Source organism: Colwellia sp. MB02u-6 (assembly GCF_014077095.1).
Classification (GTDB): Bacteria; Pseudomonadota; Gammaproteobacteria; order Enterobacterales; family Alteromonadaceae; genus Cognaticolwellia.
In genome coordinates, this window is record NZ_JACGVG010000036.1 from 82,404 (window position 1) to 105,514 (window position 23,111).

At 34.6% G+C, this 23,111-nt stretch carries 18 protein-coding genes; 6 read left to right on the top strand and 12 right to left on the bottom strand.

Annotation, left to right across the window (positions count from 1 at the left end; translation table 11 throughout):
- Positions 1-244: 244 nt before the first annotated feature.
- Positions 245-961 (bottom strand): PEP-CTERM sorting domain-containing protein, encoded by a 717-nt coding sequence (locus H4J46_RS12280; RefSeq protein WP_182233787.1) that lies wholly within the window; start codon positions 959-961, stop codon positions 245-247.
- Positions 962-1,273: 312 nt separating this feature from the next.
- Complete coding sequence (locus H4J46_RS12285) at positions 1,274-2,008, bottom strand: PEP-CTERM sorting domain-containing protein (RefSeq protein WP_182233788.1); 735 nt, start codon at positions 2,006-2,008, stop codon at positions 1,274-1,276.
- 514 nt (positions 2,009-2,522) lie between these two features.
- On the opposite strand from H4J46_RS12285, the gene H4J46_RS17695 reads away from it, so the two are divergent.
- Both H4J46_RS17695 and H4J46_RS17700 read left to right on the top strand, forming a co-directional pair.
- Positions 2,523-2,936, top strand: a complete 414-nt coding sequence (locus tag H4J46_RS17695; protein ID WP_404851791.1) for a transposase — start codon at positions 2,523-2,525, stop codon at positions 2,934-2,936.
- Positions 2,937-3,183: 247 nt separating this feature from the next.
- Positions 3,184-3,360 carry a transposase gene (locus H4J46_RS17700; protein ID WP_404851792.1) on the top strand — a complete coding sequence of 59 codons (177 nt, stop codon included), beginning with the start codon at positions 3,184-3,186 and terminating at the stop codon, positions 3,358-3,360.
- Positions 3,361-3,514: 154 nt separating this feature from the next.
- On the opposite strand, the gene prsT (H4J46_RS12295) is transcribed toward H4J46_RS17700, so the two are convergent.
- Entirely contained in the window at positions 3,515-6,349 is a 2,835-nt protein-coding gene (gene prsT, locus H4J46_RS12295; RefSeq protein ID WP_182233789.1) for an XrtA/PEP-CTERM system TPR-repeat protein PrsT, read from the bottom strand.
- A 206-nt stretch (positions 6,350-6,555) separates the two neighbouring features.
- Positions 6,556-9,315, bottom strand: coding sequence for an XrtA/PEP-CTERM system TPR-repeat protein PrsT (gene prsT, locus H4J46_RS12300; RefSeq protein ID WP_182233790.1), 2,760 nt, complete (start codon positions 9,313-9,315; stop codon positions 6,556-6,558).
- A gap of 328 nt (positions 9,316-9,643) precedes the next feature.
- Between prsT (H4J46_RS12300) and xrt the strand changes: the two genes are divergently transcribed.
- On the top strand, positions 9,644-11,050 hold the full coding sequence (gene xrt / locus H4J46_RS12305; protein WP_182233791.1) for an exosortase: 1,407 nt from the start codon (positions 9,644-9,646) through the stop codon (positions 11,048-11,050).
- Between the two features lie 14 nt (positions 11,051-11,064).
- On the opposite strand, the gene H4J46_RS12310 is transcribed toward xrt, so the two are convergent.
- From H4J46_RS12310 to H4J46_RS12335, 6 genes are all read right to left on the bottom strand, one after another.
- Positions 11,065-11,325, bottom strand: a complete 261-nt coding sequence (locus tag H4J46_RS12310; RefSeq protein WP_182233792.1) for a hypothetical protein — start codon at positions 11,323-11,325, stop codon at positions 11,065-11,067.
- Positions 11,315-12,874 carry a hypothetical protein gene (locus H4J46_RS12315; RefSeq protein ID WP_182233793.1) on the bottom strand — a complete coding sequence of 520 codons (1,560 nt, stop codon included), beginning with the start codon at positions 12,872-12,874 and terminating at the stop codon, positions 11,315-11,317. Before H4J46_RS12315 ends, H4J46_RS12310 begins: the two co-directional genes overlap by 11 nt.
- A gap of 285 nt (positions 12,875-13,159) precedes the next feature.
- Positions 13,160-14,137: an endonuclease/exonuclease/phosphatase family protein gene (locus H4J46_RS12320; RefSeq protein ID WP_182233794.1), complete on the bottom strand. Its 978-nt coding sequence runs from the start codon at positions 14,135-14,137 to the stop codon at positions 13,160-13,162.
- Between the two features lie 9 nt (positions 14,138-14,146).
- Positions 14,147-15,217 (bottom strand): glycosyltransferase family 4 protein, encoded by a 1,071-nt coding sequence (locus tag H4J46_RS12325; RefSeq protein ID WP_182233795.1) that lies wholly within the window; start codon positions 15,215-15,217, stop codon positions 14,147-14,149.
- 104 nt (positions 15,218-15,321) lie between these two features.
- A complete protein-coding gene (locus tag H4J46_RS12330) occupies positions 15,322-16,314 on the bottom strand; it encodes a glycosyltransferase family 2 protein (protein ID WP_182137280.1) in 993 nt (330 codons plus the stop codon).
- 29 nt (positions 16,315-16,343) lie between these two features.
- Positions 16,344-17,489: a glycosyltransferase family 4 protein gene (locus H4J46_RS12335; RefSeq protein WP_182233796.1), complete on the bottom strand. Its 1,146-nt coding sequence runs from the start codon at positions 17,487-17,489 to the stop codon at positions 16,344-16,346.
- 204 nt (positions 17,490-17,693) lie between these two features.
- Between H4J46_RS12335 and H4J46_RS12340 the strand changes: the two genes are divergently transcribed.
- A complete protein-coding gene (locus H4J46_RS12340) occupies positions 17,694-18,515 on the top strand; it encodes a glycosyltransferase family A protein (protein WP_182233797.1) in 822 nt (273 codons plus the stop codon).
- A 210-nt stretch (positions 18,516-18,725) separates the two neighbouring features.
- On the opposite strand, the gene H4J46_RS12345 is transcribed toward H4J46_RS12340, so the two are convergent.
- The gene (locus tag H4J46_RS12345; RefSeq protein WP_182233798.1) at positions 18,726-19,661 is read right to left on the bottom strand and encodes a glycosyltransferase family 2 protein; all 936 of its coding nucleotides are present in this window, start codon (positions 19,659-19,661) and stop codon (positions 18,726-18,728) included.
- Between the two features lie 45 nt (positions 19,662-19,706).
- The gene (locus H4J46_RS12350; RefSeq protein WP_182233799.1) at positions 19,707-20,633 is read right to left on the bottom strand and encodes a DUF5672 family protein; all 927 of its coding nucleotides are present in this window, start codon (positions 20,631-20,633) and stop codon (positions 19,707-19,709) included.
- A gap of 189 nt (positions 20,634-20,822) precedes the next feature.
- Here H4J46_RS12350 and H4J46_RS12355 point away from each other — a divergent pair, with 189 nt between their 5' ends.
- Together H4J46_RS12355 and H4J46_RS12360 are read left to right on the top strand one after the other, a co-directional pair.
- Complete coding sequence (locus H4J46_RS12355; RefSeq protein ID WP_182233800.1) at positions 20,823-21,626, top strand: hypothetical protein; 804 nt, start codon at positions 20,823-20,825, stop codon at positions 21,624-21,626.
- A 301-nt stretch (positions 21,627-21,927) separates the two neighbouring features.
- Positions 21,928-23,001, top strand: coding sequence for a GNAT family N-acetyltransferase (locus tag H4J46_RS12360; RefSeq protein ID WP_182233801.1), 1,074 nt, complete (start codon positions 21,928-21,930; stop codon positions 22,999-23,001).
- Positions 23,002-23,111: the final 110 nt, after the last annotated feature.

Below are 23,111 nucleotides of genomic sequence, written 5' to 3' on the forward strand. Positions count from 1 at the left end.
TGGTGTTTAATAAAGCTATAAGTCTAACGGCTGACCTACCGGCAGAATTTGAGGTAATAAGTATAGTGGAAAAATAAAATAGATTAGGAAGAACAAGCATAATATTTTTTTAGTCGCGTATTTTTCTTGTCTGCGGAGAAATGCTTCTAACACTGTGACACTCCTGTGCTATTAAATCGTATAAAAAAACCTCGCTTGTACGAGGTTTTTTTATACTTCATATTATTGCTAGCACAATAGATGATTAAACTTTTTTTCTCGCACTAAAGGCTAATCCGATTAAGCCTAAGCCAAAAATAGCCAATGATGCAGGCTCAGGTACATTTTTTACACCAAATTCGCTAAATACTACGTCTACAGCTTCTAAATCTGATGTTAACAAAAGTGAAACATAATCTATTGCTGCAAAATTAGCACCTCCGCCTATCCCAGCAACAAAGCTACTAAAAAGTACATTAGTACGGGTAGGACCATCTACTACAGCTAATACACCTGAATTAGCACCGAAGGTACTTGTCTGTGTGCCAGTGCCAGAGCCAACAGTCACTAATATTGAAAAACCTAAGTCAGAGCTTACCAGATCATAATAAAAACCATCGAAAGAACTAAAATCGGCAGGAGTAAATCCCGGAGCAAATATTTCTGAATATGTTATCAATAAACTAGATTTCATTGTAGCATCATTACTAAGCGCCATGTTGCCAGGAGTAAAGGTGACAGCAGATGTCTCTGTGTTAGCGACACCGTCAATATAATTTAATTCATATACAACATCACCGCTAAAGGCGTTAATATTATTTCGTTGGGTCGTATCAGAAATATTATTCACATCAACTACAAGATCTATATCTGGGTCAGGCGTGTAGTCAAAATCATCCAAAACTAAGTCCGCATAACTGTAACTCGCCATCCCTAAGGTTAGCACCAGTGTCATTAATATTTTTTTACTTAAATTTAACATTTTCATTCTCCCTAATTAAAAATTATGCAAGTTACAACCGTTGCGAGTAAACAGATGCATTAAATAGGCCAAATATAAAAAATCAATTGAACACAACCACCTAGTAAATAGTCTGCTTTTCGCACCACTCAAGTTGTAAAAAAAGCTGACAACAATTAGCCAATGTAAATAGGCCTCTGTCTTGATGAATTATTATCGCTATGAGGTAAAGGAGAGAAAGGTTAATAATTTTTAAATGATGAAGATATTTTTAACAAAAAAACCTCGTTGAACGAGGCTTTTTTCTATAATTTGATAATACAGGAAAGAAAATCAATAATTATAATTTTTTCTTGCAGCAAAGACTAGACCGATTAGCCCTAAACCAAATATAGCGAGGCTAGTAGGCTCTGGAACCGTACCAAACTCAGTAATTATCATGTCCGCACCGGCAGTGGTTGTCGAAAGCAACACATAAACATAGTCTACAGAAGCAAAGTTTGCTCCTAAGCCTGCAACTGCATTAAAATCACTAAAACTAAGCGTAGTACGAGTTAAGCCTCCAACTGATGCTGATACTGATGAATATGCACTTTCATTAACACTACGGCGGGCTCCAAAGTCAAAGCCGCCCGAGCCTACAACAACACTGATATCAAAACCGATATCAGAAAATACAATATCATAATAAAATGCATTTTGGTTTCCACTAGCCGTTAAATCAAGAGGCCCACTAGGTGTGCCATTAGTGCCAGTGTAAAATAATGATAAAGTGGATAGCATTGTAGCATCATTATTCCAAGCTAAAGCGTCATCACCACCAAAGTCTATACTTGTCGAACTTGAATCAAGTTGCCCGTCATTATAAATTAACGTGTAAATTACGTCACCACCAAGAGCATTGATATCTTCTCTTGTTGTAGTGGCTGATGTTGTACTTAAGTTAACCTCTATATCTACAACAGGGCTATAGCTAAAATCATCCAATATTATATCGGCGTGACTAGAACCAACTAAACTTAAAGTTAGCAATGCGGCTAAACCTAATTTTTTTCTTAAATTAAACATCTTTACTTCCTATTAAATTAATTTATTACAACTGTATTTTTTGGTTATCAATAACTTCTTATCAAAAAACACTACCGACAGAATAATTGCAAAAATCAAGCCGAGATTAAATTAAACTTATTTAACAATAGCTTAATATAAACCGAGGTGATGAGAAAAGTGAAGATGTAAAAATAGTAGACATATGTAATGCGTAGTGTAACTAAAAATTTCAAAAATAAAGATAAGGGTCTATTTCGAAACAAATTACCAATGAAAAATATGAATATAGTCAGATGTTTTGGCTAATTATCATTCGTAATATATTCTTTGCCCTAAAGAACATATAGACGCTAAAAATCAATCGTTAACAAAGCAAGTCAAATTGAACACTCGATTATATTGACAACGGTAAACATAAATACCAAATTAGACCTAATAACAGCCTTATTAGGTCCTATAACAAGATCTGTGTAACTGCCTGTGGTTTTACCAAGATTAGGGTTTAAGGCAGACGATGAATAAGAAAACACTTGTGGCGTTTACGAAGCAAGCCGCCAAATCAATTAAGAGTGAAGTAGACTTAACTGATTTTCGTAAAATGTTCACCAAAGTGACCGTTCAAGCAGCACTCAATACTGAATTAGACGAGCACCTTGGTTATTCACGTCATGAGCAGTATTATTCATCTAAAACTATACGTACAGAGGATGGTGCAGTCGATTTAGACGCGCCGCGTAATAGAGACGCAAGCTTTGAGCCTCTGCTTATCAAGAAAGATCAAGCCCGCTTTACCTCGATGGAGAACACGACTTTCTACCTGCCTTCTAAGGGTATGACGACGCGTGACATTGTCTCGACGTTTAAAAAAAAGTACGGTATTGATGTATCAGCAACGCTTATTTCTGGGTTAACTAACGCTGTTATTGAGCAAGTTATAGAATGGTAAGCAAGGCTTTTAGACGCGGTTTATCACATCGTTTATTTTGCCTGTTTTGTGGTTAAAATAAAACAAGATAAACAGCTGACCAACAAAGCCGCTGACCTCGCTTCAAACGTCAAAATTGATGGCCATAAATAATCACTCAGTATTTAGATCACCGAAGAGGAAGGCTTAATGACGTTCGAGAAATTTGAACAGCGCAGGGACAGTAAATACCCAAGTATATCGCGCTCATAACCTAATAATTGACAAAATGTCAGCACGCGATAACTGCCTTAGTGATATACGCAAAGCCATTTATACCACTAATGTAATTAAATCATTGAACAGTGTTATTCGTAAGGCCATTAAAAAACGCAAATTATTTCTGCATGATGAATTGGCTAAAAAATTAATTTATTTAGCGATTGAACAAGCCTCAAAAAAATAGACAATGGCAATAAAAAATTGGAAAACGGCCTTGAATCGATTTATGATTCAATTCGAAGACCGTTTGAAAGAGCTTGTTTAAACCTAGCAGTTACACAAAATTGGTTACTGTGTACCTAAATACCAAATCACCACTGACAGCAGCCAACGATGAATTAATTAATTTCACTTAGTAGTTTATTAATTTGTTCACGCTCATCAGGCTGTTGAGTTTTAATCGATGTTAGGAAGGATTTGGCCAATTCACTTTGACTGTCTGCAATTAACGCCTCTGCCTTATGAATAATTATTTGAACTTTAGGGTCGCTATTTGACGATAGCGCTAAATCGTATTGTTCAATTGCCTGCTTTATTTGTCCATTGGCGACTAGGGCTTGTGCATAGGTGTCAATAAAATCAGAGCTTGTGGGGTTAACTAATAACGCCTTTTTAGCATAATGTAATGCCTCCGTGGTATTATTTTGTTGTAACTCCAAGTTTGCTAAGTTGTTTAACGCGACACTATTATTCTTTTCAATTTGGAGAACCGCTTTATATGTAGCCATCGCTTTCTCTGGTTTTTGTGCAATAATATAGCCGGCTGCCAACATCATTTTCGCCTTAATCGCCAGCGGTTCAGATGATACATGCGCTTCCAATATTTCCACTGCTTGTGCTTTATCACCTTTCAAGCTTGCTGATTTTGCCCAATACATTGCGTTATTTTCATTTGGTTGTTTCTTATAAGCGGCATTATAATAATTGCTGGAAGCTTTAAAATCTTTTTTCCGATAAGCCAAATGACCGAATGTTTTATCTGTAAACCAATGAGCCACGATATTTTCATTCGCTTTAATTTCATCTAAATCTTGAGGATTTGGTTCTTCACCTAGTAGAGATTGATAATAAACTTTCAGCAAGACTAACCCTGGTTTGTCTTTATGAGAAGTAATCGACTCCTTTACTAGCGCAAGGGCTTTATCAAGTTCTCCCATTTGCTCATACAGTGAAAATAATTTATGTATTACCTGTAAATCTTCAGCTTCATTTTTGTTATATGTTTGATAAGCTCGTTCTGCATTGCGCCAGTCTTTTATTTGTCTGTAGCTATCACCTAAAGCAAGTTCAATTCCAAAAATAGGATCTCTGCTTTGTTCAATCTCTTTGAATAATTCGATGGCTTCTTCAGGAGTATTGTTTTGATTATGTATCAACGCCAAACCAAATTTTAGGTAATTATTTGATGGATTATCTTCCAGTGCAGTGTGATAAAATTGAATCGCTTTACTTGATAAGTCCATCTTAGTTGTCATTGAAGATGCAATTAAGCGAGTGAAGTTGATCATTGCCCTATGATGCTGAGGTTGCAGTTTTATCGTTTTGGTATAATAGTTGAACGCCTCACTATTCATGTCATTTTTATGTAAGTGTACGGCCAACCTAAACAATGCAGCCGTATTGTTTTCATCAATTTCTATTACTTTATATAAAAGTTTTTCGGCCGCTACTGAATCTCCTTGTTGCTCCAATACTAAACTTTCGAGTAAATAGCCCTGCACCTTTTTAGATTCAATACTCTGCCACTTTTTAGCAAATACCAGCGCTTCTGTAAACTGACTATTCTTTAAATACCCCATGACAAGACTTTGTTCGGCAAATTCTAAATTGGGGTCTAATTTCAAAGCTTTTTCTAAGTTTTCTATGCCTTTTTCTGTTTTATTAAGGAAAAGTTGTGTGAGGCCTTGTTTAGCGACCTCTTTAGGATTTTGGCTATTTAAATCAATAGAATATTGCAATAGTTCTTCAGCGACTTCTTTTTTACCTGACGTCAATAATTCATTACTCGCCATAGTAAGCAAAGCTGGATCGGCTGTATTTAACTCCACCATGGCTCTTAAGTCTGCTACTGCATCAATTTCATAGCCCAGCTTAAGCTGTATCTCAATAATTAGTTGTCTTACAATATGCTGAGCAGGTAACATTGCTTTCACGCTATTTAAGTAATTATAGGCTTGTTCTAAGTCCCCTAACTTATAACTGCTAACACCCGCAATAATTTTAGATATGTGAAAGCCTTCCCCTTGCATAAGTGACTTTAGAGCGTACTCTTGAGCGGCTTGATAGTTTGCTCTGGAAAATTCTATTTCAGCTTTAAATTGATTAGCTAAAGGGTGGCTAGCTGACACTTTTAATAGCCTGTCTACTTCTAATTCGGCGGCATCAAAATTTTGTGCGTAAATGTAGTTTTGAGCGATAAAAAAACGTACTTGAACATCTTTAGGTCTAAGCACTGCATATTGTGAAAATGTTTGAGCTGCAAATTCAAATTTTTCGGTTGCTTGTAATAAATAACCTTTTAACATAATCGCATCAGCCATATTAGGAGCCGTAGCTAAAAGTGTTTCGACGGTATTAAGTCCTTCTTGAAAATCATTCTCACTATGAGATATGTAGGCCCGTCCTATTTGTCCATATATTGAACTATCACTGATCGCTAATGCACTTTCTACATAAAATTTAGCTTGAATATCTTTACCTTCATTAATAGAAGCAATACCTGCATACGTTAGGATCACAATCATATCATCGTCTTCGTATACACTAGAATGCTCAGCTACTTGATAAATGTAATCATATTTACCCAGTTTATATTTTACTTGCACTAATTTTGACATTAACTGTTGTTTATTAGGACTAAGCGCTAATGCACGTTCAAGCTCTTTCTCAGCACCCACATAATTACCTTGATTAAGATAAGAAACCCCTAATAGATATCGAGTTAGAGGATGGTTACTGTCTAGATTAATCGCATTTTTCAACACGATTATTGCACTGGCATAATCCCTTTTTTCGGAATAGCTTTGCGCTTCTGCCATATACTCTTCAACAGTTTTCGGATCTGAGCAGGACATAATATTTATTATTATTAAATATACGAATATGAGTTTTAAACTTATACGAGGCATTAGTGGAACTCCATTTGTTGTAATATCTTCATATGTGGTTATCATATTGGCAAAACACTTGCTGTCCAAAGCCTAATAACATTTATTTAGTTAAGCATATTATTAGCGGTATAATAGGCATAATTTGAAATTTTATTTACTTGCTACTTTTGGACAACAAAAAATAGCAAGTAAATGTTTATAGACAAGATAAGCTGCCAACCTTCAATCGTTAACGAACATTTAATAAAAAGCCAATAAAAAACAAAGTTTTACTGCTTTTCTGCAAGTGTCATCAGCGACGCTTTTCTCAGGCTAAGCTTATTGTTACTAGCTGCTGATTGTTGCAAGAGTGCTATCGCCTCTTTATTAAGGTTATTAGCAATTAATACTTCTGCATAATTAAGTGCGATACTCATATCCTGCCCATTGCTTATTTTATATGCTTTTGATAACGCTTTCCATGAGGCTAATCTTTCCCCTATTTTAAGTAGTACCATTCCTCTTGTATCGATAACATTTGGATTTTCAGGGGCAAGTTTAATCGACTTTTTAGAATGTAATTGTGCTTTTTCTAATTCGCCTTTTTCCAAGTATAGCCATGAAAGGTTATTGAGAACAATGACATTACTAGGTTCATTAATAAGCATTTTTTTGTAAGCTAAAATTGCACTGTTAGGCTCTGTAGCTAAATAGCTATCAGCCAACATCATACGTACACGGTTGTCTTGCTCATTCTTCGCCAAATATTCCTGCAAAACCTTTTGTGCTTGTACTTCTTGGTTGTTACCTTTAAACGCTAGCGCAAGTAATAAGACATTTTTTTGTGATGGATAAGCTTGGTAAAAAAGCGTTAACTTTTGAGTGGCCTTAACAAAATCTTTTTCTAGAAAAGCGATACGCCCTTCTATACCTGATTTAAACTCAAACTTAACACTCTGCACCTGTTGATCTTGATACAGTTTTTTGGCTTCATAAAGCTTATTTATGTCCAACAACAATTGAATTTTTACGATTTTTAATACTAAGCTTTCTTCATGATGATCCAACAACGCTTTATCTAGATACTGCAATGCTCTGTCTACTTGTCTTTGCTTAACGTAATAATCAGAAACCATGAGAATAGGTTCTATATGATAAGGGTTAGCCTTTAACCACTTCTCGATGGTGGTAATTAATTGCAGCTCATTCTGTTGCTTTGTATAAATAGCTATACGTTGTAACCAGGCCTTTTTGGGTGTTTTAACATTGCTTGCCATGCCATTGGAAATAACGAGCGCTTGTGTTAAATCATCTGAATTAATAAGCGCATCAATATATAACAAAGTTAATGCGATATTATCGCTACTTTTTTGATAAGCCTGCTCAATTTTAGCTAAAGCTTGCTCATCGGGTTTTAATGCATAGTAATAGCGTAAAGCTTTTGCATTGTCTGGATATTCTTCAATCGCACGTAGAGAAAATTTTTCAGCTGCTGTTTTATTACCTTCCGTGTAATTAAGCTTCGCTAACTCGGTAAGTGCAAATAGATTATTGGCTTCTTTAAGTAAACTTGTTTGTAATGCTTGGGTAGCAAGCTCATTGTTTTTTTGCGCAATATAAACAGCAGCAAGCATATTATAGCTACCGGCTATATCAGGCCGTTTTTCTTGCCATGCCTTAGCAAGTTTAAGCGCTTTATCGTAATTACCTGTTTGTAATGCAGCATAAGTAATCACAAGTTCTACGCCTTCAAAATTTGGATTTGCTTCAAGTGTTAATTCTAAATCTTCAACCCCTGAAGGATCATTAGTCATTAATTTTAATATACCGCTGCGAATACTTTGCTCTGCATTCGATTCGGCTGCACTCTCATTAGCTTGCTTTGCTAGAATCTTAGCTTGGTCAACGGCCCCTAGTTCAGCAAGTTGAAAGCTCAAACTAGATAAAAAACGTACTTCTTCAGAAGTAGTAGCGTTAAAGCCAATGAGTGTTTCATTTATATCATCAATTAACCCCAACTGAAGCTGGCTTATCGCCAACATTTTCCTTGAATAATGGTTGGCTGGCATTTGTTTTACAATAGCGTTTAAATGATGATAAGCGCTTTCATAATTATTTACATTGAATGCACTCGTGCCAGCAATTAATTTTAACACCGGCAAATTATAGTTTTGATTAAGCGCAGTTTCGGCATGTGACTTGGCAAGTGTAAAATCCTTTTTATCGAACATAGTCACAGCTTTTACATAATTGGCTAGAGGTTGTTCACTGCTAAGTACAAGTATATCATCGGCATATTTTTCAGCTTCATCATATTTATTATCGCGTAATAATGCATGAGCAATAAACAATTTAGTGACGCTCACTTGTGGCTGATATTTTTCATATTGCTTGAAATTTTCTGCCGCACTGGCAAATTTATTTAAAGCAAAAGAAATATGACCTTTTAACAACAAGGCATCAATGTTTTGAGAGTCTGCTAGTAAAGCTGCTGATACTAAAGAAAGTGCCTCTTCATTATTATTTTTGGAAAAATTAACGTAAGCATTTGCTAACAAGGTATAGGAGTGGGACTCAGACAGTGACATGATTCTCAGGGTTATTTTTTGAGCTACTTCAAGTTTTCCGCTAAAGACAGCGCCAATACTTTTAAAGGCTAAGTATCTAATTTTACTATCTATAACTAAGTATTCACTGTCTTCAGATAGGCTTGAAATATCTTCATAATTTTCCGCTAAAAAATAAGCCCTTGCTAATAAAGGCACAACTTTATTAGCGTCGTAGTTTAATGAATGCGCTCGCTCTAACTCTTTAATAGCCACTAAACTATTACCTTGAGATAAATACAACTGACCCAATAAAAAGCGTGCTTCCGCGTTTTTCCCATCAACTTTTAAAGCATTTTTTAGTTCTATTTCACTTGTACTTAGTTCGTTTTTTTCTATTGCAGACTTCGCTTTGACAACATGCTCTTGTGAAGTCATGTTTTCACCGCAAGCAGATATAAAAACCGCGACCCCTAAATACGTTGCTAATTGATTGAATTTCAAAACATCTACTCCTTGTGTTTTATTCTTAATATTTAAGTATCTTCTTTTCAATAACTTAGCCTAGCATTGCTATTAAATCTTTCATCAAAGTTAACGTTAATACCTAGAAAAATACTATTCTCATCACTGATTCCTTAATGTCTCTAGTAAATATAACCACTTATAAGCCTTTAAATAAAGACAAACCATTAAAATATTGTTAACTTAATTGCAACAAAATAAATTCCATTGAATAAATTTCATTATTGTAATTAACAGTAGCGTTAATTACAGATAAGCTTTTCATTTATTCTCCCAGTTATATTATAGATAAAGTAAGATGATAAAATTGAATAAAAACATTGAAATCGTTAACATTTTCTTTAAAACACCCTTGTTAGGTATCTTGCTCATTTTTTTCACCATTGCATTATTAAACATACCTATTTTAGTCACTTTATGGCGACATAGTTTTGATGATGGCACATACTCTCATGCTTACTTAATACCCATTATTTCACTGTATCTATTTTATATATTACAAAAAGCAGGAAAGTTGACTTTTCGAGAGAAACTATCGATTCCTGCAACAGTAATATTTACTTTTTCTTGTTTAACATTATTTATAATGAGTAATGCCCAAATAAGTTTAGGTTATTGGTGCTCTCTGCTAGCCGTTCTAGTCACTAGTATTAATATGCTTTACAAATTGAACGGGTATATAGTTTTCCCTAGCGTATTTCTAATTTTCATCATGCCCGTTTGGGGCATGATGAACAATATACTTCAAACAATATCAGTCAGCGTAGTGACCTACTTTATGAGTTTTACCGGTGTGCCAACTTATGTTGACGGTAATTTTGTCACTATTCCTGCAGGTGTTTTTGAAATAGCCGATGGTTGTAGTGGTTTAAGGTACATGATCGTTTCATTAGCGATCAGTTCACTATTTAGCTTTCTATATATTAATAATATCAAAAAGGCGTTAGGATTTTTTGTCCTTGCTATTTTTGGCGCATTACTCACTAACTGGATAAGAATTACAGCGTTAATATTAATTGGTGAGTATACCAATATGGAAAGTAGCTTGATGGAAGATCATAATACTTTTGGCTGGTATTTGTTTATTCCATTTATGTTCATTTTGTTTTGGTGGGGTAATAAAAATGCTGATATTGATTTAACTGCCACACAATCAGACTGCATTCCAAAATCAACTAAACAATTTAATACGTCACAAGTTGAAAGCCATACTAATAAGCCTGCTTTAGCGGTTTTATTAGTAATATTGGCTTTGTCATCCACCACTTTCAGCACAATGTTGATACCTGCTCCGACCGCTAGTAATTTAACCAGCGATGCTGCATTTGAACTGAAGCCAGAAATTCATTTTTATACTTTTGTTACTAAGACATCAGTTTCGAAAGATAAGGCTATTGAGCTTACGTATTTTTTTAGTGGTAAAAAATTAGACGGTAAGCCAAGTTATTACGAGAATGATTTAATCCCTAGTGGCTGGCAATCTATTGAGCAAGATGTTCGCAAAAATCAGAAAATATATATCGTATTTAAGGCCGGTAAAACTGCAGTAATGGCTACCAGCTATGAAATTAACAAGCAACTGTTTGCATCACTTAGAGCGTTTAAGATCGCCCGATTAACCATGGCGGTCAAGAACATTAATCAGACAAAACTACATTGGAAATTTATCCCCTGTCAGCAACGCCATTGTAAAGCTGAATTACAAAGCCTCTAAGGTAATATTGTCAACTAAAACACTATCTTCATAGTAATTGATAGGGAGTTCGCCAAACTTAAAGTATCCAGGATACGCACTGCCACCAGGCCATGCTTAAAAATTTCACCCAAAAAAACCGGCTCACTATTATTAATACAGTCTGGCACTAATTCTTCTGGTGTTTGATTGTAATGATAAATACAGTGATTACGATAATCTATTCTATCGGTATATATAGTTTGCCCAACATTTTTAAATCGGCCTTCAATAGCATATTCATAGTCAATAATCATTGAGCAACAAGCTCTTTAACCAAGGTAAATCACTGGTCGTTGAATACATCCAACCAAAACGTCGCGGCGGCCTTAGCACCCAGTAATTTTTCTCACGCTTACTTTTCTGTGCTTTTTTAAATCTAGTATAACTTTCTGCACATTGCTCTAATAAAGCATTAAATAACATTTTGACAAGAAAGTTATCTTGATTGTTTTTTTTCTTAATATAGGCTGACTTACCCAATAAAGCCCCTACATCACAAGCATGTTGGGGATCAGTCCATTGATTCAACTCTTCTTGCTCAGGATTCTTAATTGATACAATATATTTTGGAATCACAATATTCTTTACTCTGGCATTGCCGTAATAAATGCCATAATTTAAAATAAAATCACCAAAGGCATCAATTAATGACGCAGCACGCACATCACCCGTTAGTTGATAAAAACGCCATAACGCATCACCGAGTAAAGCCATCATCCAAGGCGAACAAGCTGGCGTGTCATCACCCCACCCTTCATGTGATTTAAAACTATGCTGAGGACAACCTATTAATGGCCAATCATTGCTAGGATTAAACGTCATTGCCACAGTGGCATCAATAATGTCATTGATACGCCCTAGCGCCAGTTCATCATTAGTAAGCTCCCAATAAGAAACAGCCACATTTAACGCTGCCGCTTGATTACGCTCAGTCCAAAAACCACGCCGTAAACTATAGCTTTCATCCCAATCTAGTGAACGTTCAAACATTCGCTTAAGTGTTTTTTTTGCTTCAACGTCACCAGTAAGTAAGTAACGATACAACAAACCTTTAGGCATTAAATATTTAGGGTCAAAGTTTTTTTTTAGGACAAATAGGCCACTTTCATCAATATTTTTACTATAAAATTCTGCAAGTTTATTGGCTTTTGTTAACCATTGATTTTCACCTGACATTAAAAATAATTGATAAATGGCTTGCGGACGGTCAAACAACCATTGGCTTGCTTGGCGTGCTGGATAACCTTTTTTGCTCAACAAGGCCTGATTGGTTAAATAATGGGCGTATTTTTTTTGCGGCTCGGTGTACCAACTGGTGTCTATTGCTTTATCCGGGTGTAGTAATATGCTTTGCACCAGCCATGGTGTTGAAGGATAAACAAGCTGGCTTAAATTAGATTGATTAGCATTAATTTGCTGAACAGCAAGTGCTTTATCTGAATCCAACCAAGTAAGCGTCAGTTCTTTAGGCGTCGTTTTTTTAGACCCAAGTGCTTCAGTAAAGTCTTGCAAACGACTAAGGTCAATCGACAGCAGGCGAATAAATGGCTCACTCTTCATCGTTGGCCAAGTATTAAGCACCTGGTAGTTAGCTGTGATCGGACGGTTATTTGTAGTTAGAAAAAAACTACTGTTCAAAGCAACACGTTGATTTGGCATGGGTAGCAATAAAAATATCGACTCTTCATTGCTTGTTTTATTAATGGTGGCAAGATCAAGTGTAATCGTATTTTCAACACTTAAGCTATGAGTTGAAAAAAAAATCAAAAAAATATAAACCGCAATAAGCGCTAATTTTAACATCACAAATCCTTTTATTAATTTCACCTATGATACTAACTAAGTAAGCCATTTAAATGGTCTAACTATCTAATAGTATGGTTGCTTGCAAACACACACGCCAGCTATTACTCAACAAGATGTTCTTGCATTATTCTAGAGGCTTTCATCAACATACAAGGCTTTACTAATGTCCTAGAGCTATGTTCTAAAGAGATATAAGCACCCATCAAGCACCTTGTTGTAAAAAATTTGCTCTCATTACTTATGTAAAGTCAGGGTTAAGGTAAAGCTGAATCCTTAATTAATTTAATAGGTATTACCTACACTAAAAGTAGCAAACACGGGCTGATGATCACCATTTATAACCTCAACAACATCAACAGCCTTTAACTTAAAATCATCAGAATATAAAATATGATCGATTCTTACGCCATGCCATACCGTATGCTTAGTCGCGTTAAAACCAATACCTTTGATGCCAATCGCATTATTTAAATGTGTAAAATTACGCTGATAAGTATTTTCATCTTCCGGCATATTAAAGTCACCCACAATTAAGGTGTAGGGTTTGTTTTTTGACCACAAGCTGACTAATTCAGCTTCAAATTGCCGGTTACTCTCTATGGTGTTTGCCAATGTAAAATCAAAAAAACGATAAATTAAGCCCATCAGTACTGAACGCGGCGTTTCAAAGTGTACATTCGCTAAAGAAACTTGACCAAACTGGGTTTCAATTTGATAGAAAATGGCAAAAGTCCCCCACCCCTCAAATAACTTTCTACTCAGTACTTTAACTCGTTTGAAAGGGTATTTACTAAAAATACATAAACCAGAAATACACTCCTTAAAATCATAATCAATAAATAGCGTTGAAAGTGCTATGTTTCTAGCTTCCTGCAATAAAATTATGTCTGGCTTCCTAGTGAAGCCAATATAATCAAGCTCTCGCTTAGAGCCGCCACCACCAATATTAGCACTAAGCACTGATATTTTATCTGAAGTTGAAGTTGAAAAGTATGAACCTGGGCTAGGCAATTGAAAGTCTAAAAAATTTAGTGATAATAAAATCAATAATGAAGAAAACCATAATTGTGCTTTTGACAAATAACGCCAGAAAAAAAACAAACCAATAACAGCAATCAACAACCACCAACGTGGACCAAATAATAACGCATACTTAGGAATAGTCAGTATTTCGTAGGTCGGCCACCAAGGTAATAATGTGACCAAAAAGCACATACCACAACAGAAAATAAAATACCCTTGGCTTAAGTGTTTAAACATGTAGCTTCTCTATTTTTCATAAAGCTCAGCATATTTTTTAGCTGATGACTCAATAGAAAAATTGTCTGTTATATAAGCAAGAGCATTAGTACCTATTTCATCAACAAGCGATCTATTATTCATAATATTCAGTATTTGTTCTGCTAATTTTTGATCATCATCAAATTCAAACAACCAGCCAGTTTCATCATGTTTGACTAGTCTTGGATTACCACCCACATTAGTCGCGACAACCGGAATACTATTGGCCATAGCTTCAATAATTACCATCGACAACCCTTCCGTTTCGGAAGTAACAACGAGTAAATCTAAAGAGGAATAAATCTGTTCACGGTCGTTCACCATGCCATGAAAGGTAACAGCTAGAGTAGGCGTTTTTTCTTTATAGAAAGTTTTTAAATCTTCTAAACTTCTGCCATCACCAAAAAAGTGTACTTCAACATTAGTTTGTAGGTCTGCAGGTAAACGTTGGATAGCTTTAAGTAATCCTATCTGGTTTTTTAAAGGAATAACCCTACCGACTGAACCAATTCTTAAAATTTCATTTTTAGCAGGTACTTTATTTACTGGTTCTATCAAAACACCGTTATCAACCACAACGCTAGTCACATTTCCCCATTCATGAGCTTGATGAAAGTTGTCTTTACCTTCTTGAGAAACAAAAGTAACGGCAGCTATATATTGCTTAATTTTTTGGTGAAACCTTAACCAGGGTGCTGAAGAGTATGGTGCGGCACCATGTCTTGTATAAACAACCGTCTTTCTTAGCAAAGGTAAAAATAAGCTTAAATATTTTAACGCATGAGGAGAATGTACATGAATTACATCAAACTTTAATAAAACCATCAACACTCTACATAACTTTATATATGAGTGACTGGAATAAGAGGCAACCGGAATGTTATTGATGTGGCAAGTACCAACCAAATCATCGGTTGGGCTGCCTAATGAAATAATTGTAGGTTGTATATTGATTTTTTTTTGCGCTATCGACAAATCGATAATAAAGCGTTCAGCTCCGCCAATTTTTAAGCTACCAATAATGTGAGCTACTTTTTTACTTGTTTTTTTTTGTTTCATAACAAACTTAGAATGAACATATAATAAATATGAATGTGTAAAAATACCTCTTGTGAAGTGTTAGCCTCAAAAGAGGTGGAAATAACAATATAATTAAGTGGACACTAACGATTCGGCTCTGGATTACCTATTTCTTGAGATAATTGTCTTGAATCACCGATTGGATCTTTCAAAGGATCCCAGTCTTTACAAAAAATTCTTTTAGCCAGCCCGGTAATTTTATTTGCTAAGGGAATAGGAATAAAAAAGAATCGGCAAATCAAAAAAGCTTTACGGCGAAATACCCAATTATAAATAGACTGCTCTGAATAAAAATTATAACCCCATCTTTTTTCAAACTCTCGATGCGATTTTTCATTAAGCTTATGCGACCAAACAAAAAAGAAATATTGCATATCTTTAATGGTTAATCGAGTACATAAATTATCAAATATCACTTTTGAAAAGGGGTTGGCAACCATAGTTTTACCCTGTGCTCTTAACTGCATAGGAATATCTATTTGTTGTCTCATGACCATATCTGGAAAATCAATTTCTTGTAGATCTTCAGTTTTAAAAGCTACGGTATGCCACTCAAAAGTTTCTGTCGGCCTAATTTCTAACGGTATATTCTCTGGTAGCTCTCTTCTATATTCTTTAGCTTCAATTAAGTAATCAACACCCTCATATTCAACAACTAATATTTTACAAGTATATAAATGGTTTCGAATCTTGGCGCCTTGATCAACGCCCTCTTTTTCAAGCGTTAATGGGGAAACAAAAGCAGCGCCATCATTAATACTTTCAATCAGTGGCGGCATCCAACCAGGCAACACAGTAGTATCCGTTTCAACCCAAACCAACATGTCGGTTTTAATAATAGGCACTAAATGCTCAAACACTTTCATAGGTGTGACCATGCCACCATAATCAATTATTTTAGCATTCGGTATACTTTTAATACGCTGTTCAACTTGCTTAATAAGAGCCTTTGGGTAGCCAATATCCGTTATTATTAAATCAAATGGCTCATCAGTATTTTCACAAACAGCGTCAATGCACTCAATAACACCGTAATATCGCTCTCTTGGAGTTATCACTATGGTAATAGTAGTCATTATATTTCCTTTATGACTTATGGTTAATTTTATTTTAAAACTTCTCTATAAAAGTCGACATGGCGATTAAAATAATGCTCTCGAGTAAAGTTGAGGTAACATCGTTTAAAGCCCTCCAGTCCCATAGCGCCTCTAAGCTCATTATTAACAATTATTTTATGGGCTGCATCAGCCAATTGCTTGGGCGTGTCGCTATCAACCAATAAACCGGTTTCATTTTCTACTATAGCTTCAGGCACACCACCAATTAAAGACCCAACTATAGGTAAACCTGTCGCCATTGCTTCAAATAATACCGTAGCGCCATTTTCTTCCCTTGGAGAATGTAAGAAAATATCAAATGCCGAAAAGTAAGATTCAGGATCAGGATGAAAACCGGCAAAAATAACGCCTTCAACCTTAAAGTCACTGATCAGCTTTTCTAACCGACTAGTGTCTTGCTCATTGCCCTTGCCTAAAATCATCAGGTGTACTGACTTACCTTCTTCACCTAGGCGCTGTTGCAAGTCAGCAAAACCTTTAATAACTACATCAATGCCTTTTTCTAGGCCAAAATGCCCCATGGCACCACAAACAATGTCGGTTGGTTTAATGGCAAAGCCATCCCTAATACGATTTCTAGCATCAAGATCAAATGAAAATCTGTTTATATCTGCAGAAAGATTAATTAACTGTAATCGTTTAGGTTTAATTAAATTGCTGGCAATAAAATCTCGACCGCGAGCATTTGACACAGTAATGACACCTTCGCTCACTATGAGCGAAAACATATTACGTAATTTGTTTTTAAAGCTTGCTGTTTCAAAGTTTAATGAACGATGAAAAGTCATGATTTGAGGTGGTGTTTTATTGAAAGAAAATTTAGCGAGCGATGAAAAAAACAAACTGCCAGCATCATGTGTATGTATTAAATCTATGTTATGCGAAGCACAAAATAGCGCTAACTTTTTTGCCGCTGCAAAGTCGAACAGTTTTTGCCGATCAAATACAATGGTGTCTTCAAATACGGTTAAATCTATCTCATCTGCACCTAAATGAGAAACACAACCTAAAAAAACCTTGTGTCCAGCTCCTTGCATACCTGCGGCGAGGTTTCTAATAGCTTCTTTGCGTCCGCCATTCTCAAATGACAATGTTAACTGCAAAATATTCAGCGACTTTTCATTTTTTTGCATTATATTCCCTTATTTGCATTATATTCCCTTATAAAAGCTACTTACCAAAACAAATTGTCTGTAATAATAAACATCACCTTTTATTGTTTATAAATTACTACATCTTCCTTATCATTAAAAGAAATAGGTCTAAAAGCTTGTATGGAAATTAGAATAAAAGTACATTTAGTAGCTAATTAACTGAAACAAACAATGGAATGTTTAATGCTCCCCTCTATTAGTGTCGTAATTCCTTTTTATCATGCTGAAGCGTTTTTTGACGAAACATACCAATCAATAAAGCAACAAACAATTCAACCTCAAGAAATTATAGTAGTAAATGACGGTTGTGGCGCTAAAGCACTAGAATTTTTATCTCAATATACTGATATAAAAATCATCGATTTCACCGAAAACAAAGGTGTATCAACGGCTAGAAATGAGGGGGCAAAAGCGGCCACCAGTGATTTAATTGCATTTTTAGACGCTGATGATATTTGGCTACCAAATAAACTTGAAACACAACTAACTTTTTTAGAAGAGTACCCACATTTTTCAGCTTGCCATACAGGCGTCACTACATTTAATGATAAAGGTGATATTTCAACATTTGTTAATAAACCCTTTGACTTAACAATTATTGATTTATTAGAATCGATGCAAGTTACTCCACCCTCATTACTTATTACTAAAGCATCACTAGAGGCAGTTGATTTTTTCGATCAAGACATACGCTGCTCTGAAGATCATGATTTCAGCATACGCCTAGTTCAACAAGGCTTTAGAATAGGTTTCATTGACCAAGCGCTAACAAAAGTCCGGCGAATGGACCATGGCAACATTTCATCTAATGGCCGCTCGATACTAATTGGCCATTGCCAACTATTAAAAAAGCACTGGCACACGTTTAGGCAACACAAGGGAATGACTTCTAAATATTTATATAAAACATTCATGACTGCAGGTGGTAAATCCACTGGCATTGAGCGAAAGCTTTATTATCTTACAGGTCATATTATTAAGCTTATCTTTAGTGTTAAAGAATAATACGATAACAAACTATCGGTAATCTAAACCTACCTGTTATAATTTGTAGCATAATTATTTGCAAATAAAAACAGACACTTAAGAGATAAAAAAGTCTTAGGCTTGTCCCATACCCCACGTAGCAGATAGCCTATTTTAATTTCTATTTAGTGCTCACCACAATATAAGATGAGCGCTAAATAGCAGCTAATAAGAAGTAAACTCAAAACACTAAGAAGCGTTTGTCGAACTACTATTTACCATGTTTCTATCTCGGCTAAACTGTACTAGCTTTCCATATGTATTAGATACTTTCATTAACGATAAACAAATTTCACTCTTCTTAAAGGAAAACGCCTTAACCAAGACCTTCAATATGTCAGTCAATAATACTTTAAATAAGTATCTGGGCATTCCAAAAAAATTAGGCATTTGACCAACCGGATTATTATACACATAACCACCGCCAGCGTTATAAGCTCTTTTAATTAGCCAGCCCAATGTTAACTGCTCATCTCTGATCTGGTGACGTACCTCAGAATCTTTCAAGTACATTGTGGTATTTCCTGCATTTTTAAGACGAATCAATAACTCAGTTTCACTTCCTGTAATATGGTTATTTACTACAGTTATCTCTTTTGAAGCAAAACGGACACCTTGATCGAATATACCTTTACGAATAAGCATATTTCCTCCCCACAAGGCATCGGCATCAATCACTCTATTCTCGTCACCTAAATCCAATATACCTAAAGCTGTTTTAATACTTGGTGATGACACCTCAATCCATTTTGGAAGTACTCTGTCTGGTAAAATTTTACCGCCAAAAATATTTATATCGAGCTTACTTCTTGCATGATTTACATATTGATCGACTAAATTTTTATTTGGTAAAATATCGTTATCGGTAAACCAAATTAGGTCGCTTTTTGCATGAGGTATCGCTTTATTAAGAGCGTTATTCTTGCCTGATTCAGACTTTTCAATAAAGTGAATTGGAAGTTTATCTTTAAATAAGTCAATTACTTTTCTCGTTTCTTCACGATAAGCATTATCAACAATGATTAATTCCCATTGATAGTTAGACTCAATTAAACAATAACACTCCAGAGATTTCTGCAAGATTTCTTCACTATGGTAGGTTGCAAAAATAATAGAAAGATCCATTGTTTATCCTGTTCCTAAAATTAACACATTAATAAATAGTACTGTTTAAAGTATTTTTTCGGCATCAGGGCAATAACGTAAAAACTGTTCTAAAGCTTCAGGATTTAAATTATTGACTTGATGTGCACTATAACTCTCACTAAGAAACTCATTTTGAGTACAAAATTTTATACAATCGGATTTTTTACCTACTTTCCCTCCAAGTAATTCTATATGAAACGCAAAAAAATCATCTTCACCACCTTGCCAATTATGATTTGAAAATCTACGCACACTTTCAATTGAGAGATCGTAATCTCTAATACTAAAACCGCCAACACCGCCATCTAATATTAAACCATTGGGTAGTAAACGGTCGTGCCACCAAGCACCAATATAATCAAACTGCAAAAATTCTTGTAGACTGTATTTCGAATTGTGGCAAATTACACTATCCGTTTGGAATACTAATATTTTTTTTCTGCCTACGATCAACTCCCAGAACTTTTCGGTTAAAAATAGAGAATTATAATAATTCGCATTTAACGCCTCTATTTCTAACATAACTAAAATTACTTTATTTTGAGTAACTAATCTGCCTATATTAGAATTTAGAATAAAATCAATATTCTCTATCCCATGAAATAACTGCACCTTATTTCCTGTTTGTTTAATAAAGTCACAAACAACGAATTCTAAAGCAGGATGAGACCTTGTTTCAACAATGACTCCTAGACAATCATCATCAACGGTTGCCAAATTTTTCGAATTTTTAAAAATATTCGAGATAACTTTTTTCCCTTCATAAGTAGCAGAGCTCCGCCACGGTTTCATTTTTTTATAAATAAAACTTAGGTCCTTTGCTGTTACTTTAGCTATGCTCACACCTGTTCGCTTAATAATTCCGGCTACATTTTTGGCGCTTGTCTGTTGATAATTTGCTTTAAAATATAACCAACGCCAATAAATATTTTTTAATTTTATACTTAGCAATTTAGATTCCTAACAAATAAACTCAAGGGCATTCCGATTTTTAGTAAAAAAATATCCTAACCCTTTTTTATAAAAACTTAACAAAATAAAGAAAGTTTTATTTTACTATTTTAAACTATTTCATTGTGATGATAACTTGTATAGAATTACTTATACACTAATTATTAACATACTTATAACAGGCCATTAATGTCAAATAAAACTTTAATAATTCTTGGGATGCACCGTTCAGGTACATCACTGACAGCTAGATGGTTACAAGAATGCGGCCTTCACATCGGGGAAAGATTAGCCGGCTCTGGAACTGGCAATAAAGACGGTCATTTCGAAGATCTTGACTTTCATGATATTCATGAAGAATCTTTTGTACAACGAAAAATCCCTTACGGGGGAATTGAAAAAATAAAACCATTAGAATTAACAGAATATGAAATTTTGAAATTGAATTTCCTTATAAAATTCAAAAATGAAATGAATCATATCTGGGGATTTAAAGAACCTCGAACGTGTTTATTTTTAGAGTATTACAACCAATTAATACCTCAAGCAAAATACTACGTAATCTATAGACATTATACAAAGGTAGTTGATTCATTAATTCGACGGGATATAAAAATATTAATTAAAAAGCATACATCTAGTGGTCAATATCAACGCTATAAATTTTATCTCAATAAAGATAAATTAATTCACAAAATAAATAATAAAGCCAATATATATTTAAAAGCTTGGAATATTTATAATAAAAAGATCCTTAACCATCTAGATAAAGTCCCTTCCAATAACTTCATCATAAATGATATTGAAAATGTAAATAGTAGCAGCGTACTTAGTTCTTTGAATCAGTGGCAGTTTAACCTTAATAACATCCCTTTTTCTAAAATATATAATCCTGATTTATTGAATGAAAAAAATATTAATATAGAATTTAACAACAAGCTCTTAGTAGAAAGTAACGAAATCATTTTAAATTTACAAAACTTACATACCTAAATGAAGCTTACGAAAACTCAAAACCTTAGATAACCACACTTATTATGTCATATTTATCTTGGCATCACATTGAGAGTAACACATTGAAATTTAATGAAAAATATTATTTTAGAACTAAATCTACTAGCATTTTCACACGAAAAACTGCCTTGAATCAAAATAAAGCCAATGAAAAAAACGATAGTAAAGGCTTTTAGCTATTGGTTTTATTTATTAACTGATAAGCTAAATATCAAAAACAACTATCTAGCTAGGTATAATTTTTCCTATAGAAGCTCAATAATAAAGAAACATATTGTATATGAAATTGATTACTAAACAGAGTGATATACGTTTATCGCTGATCACCTCGTATGATCAGTTGAAAATTTTATTCTGTGAATTTGAAAAAGCGAATAAAAAACAATCTTTACTAGATTCCACTGTCTGGCTAATCACTTGGTATAATTATTATTGGCAAAAGCAGTGGCGGTTACATTCTTTGGCTTATTACCATGACGATAAATTAGTTAGTTTAGTGCCATTTTTCATAAAAAAAAGTAGTCTTTTTCCGTTGGTCAAAACACTACATTTAATCGGTCAAGGTGAAGCAGAGTATGCCGAAGTCGCACTTGAGTATTTAGATATATATATAAAACCAGCATATGAAAAAACAGTTTATCCATTGCTTATCAACGAAATAAATAAACTCAATTTTGATCAATTTATTGTTAAAGCTATTTTCGAAAATTCACATATCGCTAATATACTACCGCATATTAAAGGTGTATTAACCCGACAGCATTACGCGCAATATAGGGTTAACAATACGCATTGGCAACTCGCACAGTTAAGTAAAAATAACCGATCACGTATTAACCGATGTAAAAACCAATTAACTAAACTTAATGCCACTGTGCGTTGGCTTAACCTTGATGAATACAACAGTGCATGGGCGTTATTAAAAAGCTATCATCAAAGTCGATGGCAAAACAAAGGTAAAGCTGGCGCGTTTGTTGCGGCTGAGTTTAATCAATTTCATAAAACGCTGCGTGAAAAAAACAGCAATACAGTAGCAATGAGCGCGGTTTTTATTGGTGAACAGCCTATCGCTATTCATTATTATTTAGTTACCGAAGATACATATTTTTTTTATCAAAGTGGTTGGGACGAGAAAAATTTTGCCAAACTGTCACCGGGGTTATTCCTGCATTATTGGTCGATAACCCATTGCCCTAAAAAATATTACGACTTTATGATGGGGGGTGTAAACAATAGCTATAAAGCAAAATTTAATGCTGATACTCGAGCCATGACATCGATAACGCTTGTTAAAAACCCCATAAAGCTATTTGTTAGTAAGATTGTTAATAAGCTCACCCACCCATTTAATTAACGACCTATTAACAAATTAATGTTATAAATACTTTATCACTATAAAAATAATTAAAGTCAGCTAATGCATAACTTTATTTTTCCTTATAACTACCTGACAAAAGCTAAATA

Bases quoted from the DNA above. Each gene is read 5' to 3' on its own strand.
- H4J46_RS12340 (WP_182233797.1), top strand. From the start codon at position 17,694: ATGCTCCCCTCTATTAGTGTCGTAATTCCTTTTTATCATGCTGAAGCG.
- H4J46_RS12335 (WP_182233796.1), bottom strand. From the start codon at position 17,489: ATGCAAAAAAATGAAAAGTCGCTGAATATTTTGCAGTTAACATTGTCA.
- H4J46_RS12325 (WP_182233795.1), bottom strand. From the start codon at position 15,217: ATGAAACAAAAAAAAACAAGTAAAAAAGTAGCTCACATTATTGGTAGC.
- H4J46_RS12280 (WP_182233787.1), bottom strand. From the start codon at position 961: ATGTTAAATTTAAGTAAAAAAATATTAATGACACTGGTGCTAACCTTA.
- prsT (WP_182233789.1), bottom strand. From the start codon at position 6,349: ATGATAACCACATATGAAGATATTACAACAAATGGAGTTCCACTAATG.
- H4J46_RS12315 (WP_182233793.1), bottom strand. From the start codon at position 12,874: ATGTTAAAATTAGCGCTTATTGCGGTTTATATTTTTTTGATTTTTTTT.
- H4J46_RS12345 (WP_182233798.1), bottom strand. From the start codon at position 19,661: ATGGATCTTTCTATTATTTTTGCAACCTACCATAGTGAAGAAATCTTG.
- H4J46_RS12330 (WP_182137280.1), bottom strand. From the start codon at position 16,314: ATGACTACTATTACCATAGTGATAACTCCAAGAGAGCGATATTACGGT.
- H4J46_RS17700 (WP_404851792.1), top strand. From the start codon at position 3,184: ATGTCAGCACGCGATAACTGCCTTAGTGATATACGCAAAGCCATTTAT.
- H4J46_RS12310 (WP_182233792.1), bottom strand. From the start codon at position 11,325: ATGATTATTGACTATGAATATGCTATTGAAGGCCGATTTAAAAATGTT.
- H4J46_RS12360 (WP_182233801.1), top strand. From the start codon at position 21,928: ATGAAATTGATTACTAAACAGAGTGATATACGTTTATCGCTGATCACC.
- H4J46_RS12355 (WP_182233800.1), top strand. From the start codon at position 20,823: ATGTCAAATAAAACTTTAATAATTCTTGGGATGCACCGTTCAGGTACA.
- H4J46_RS12320 (WP_182233794.1), bottom strand. From the start codon at position 14,137: ATGTTTAAACACTTAAGCCAAGGGTATTTTATTTTCTGTTGTGGTATG.
- H4J46_RS12285 (WP_182233788.1), bottom strand. From the start codon at position 2,008: ATGTTTAATTTAAGAAAAAAATTAGGTTTAGCCGCATTGCTAACTTTA.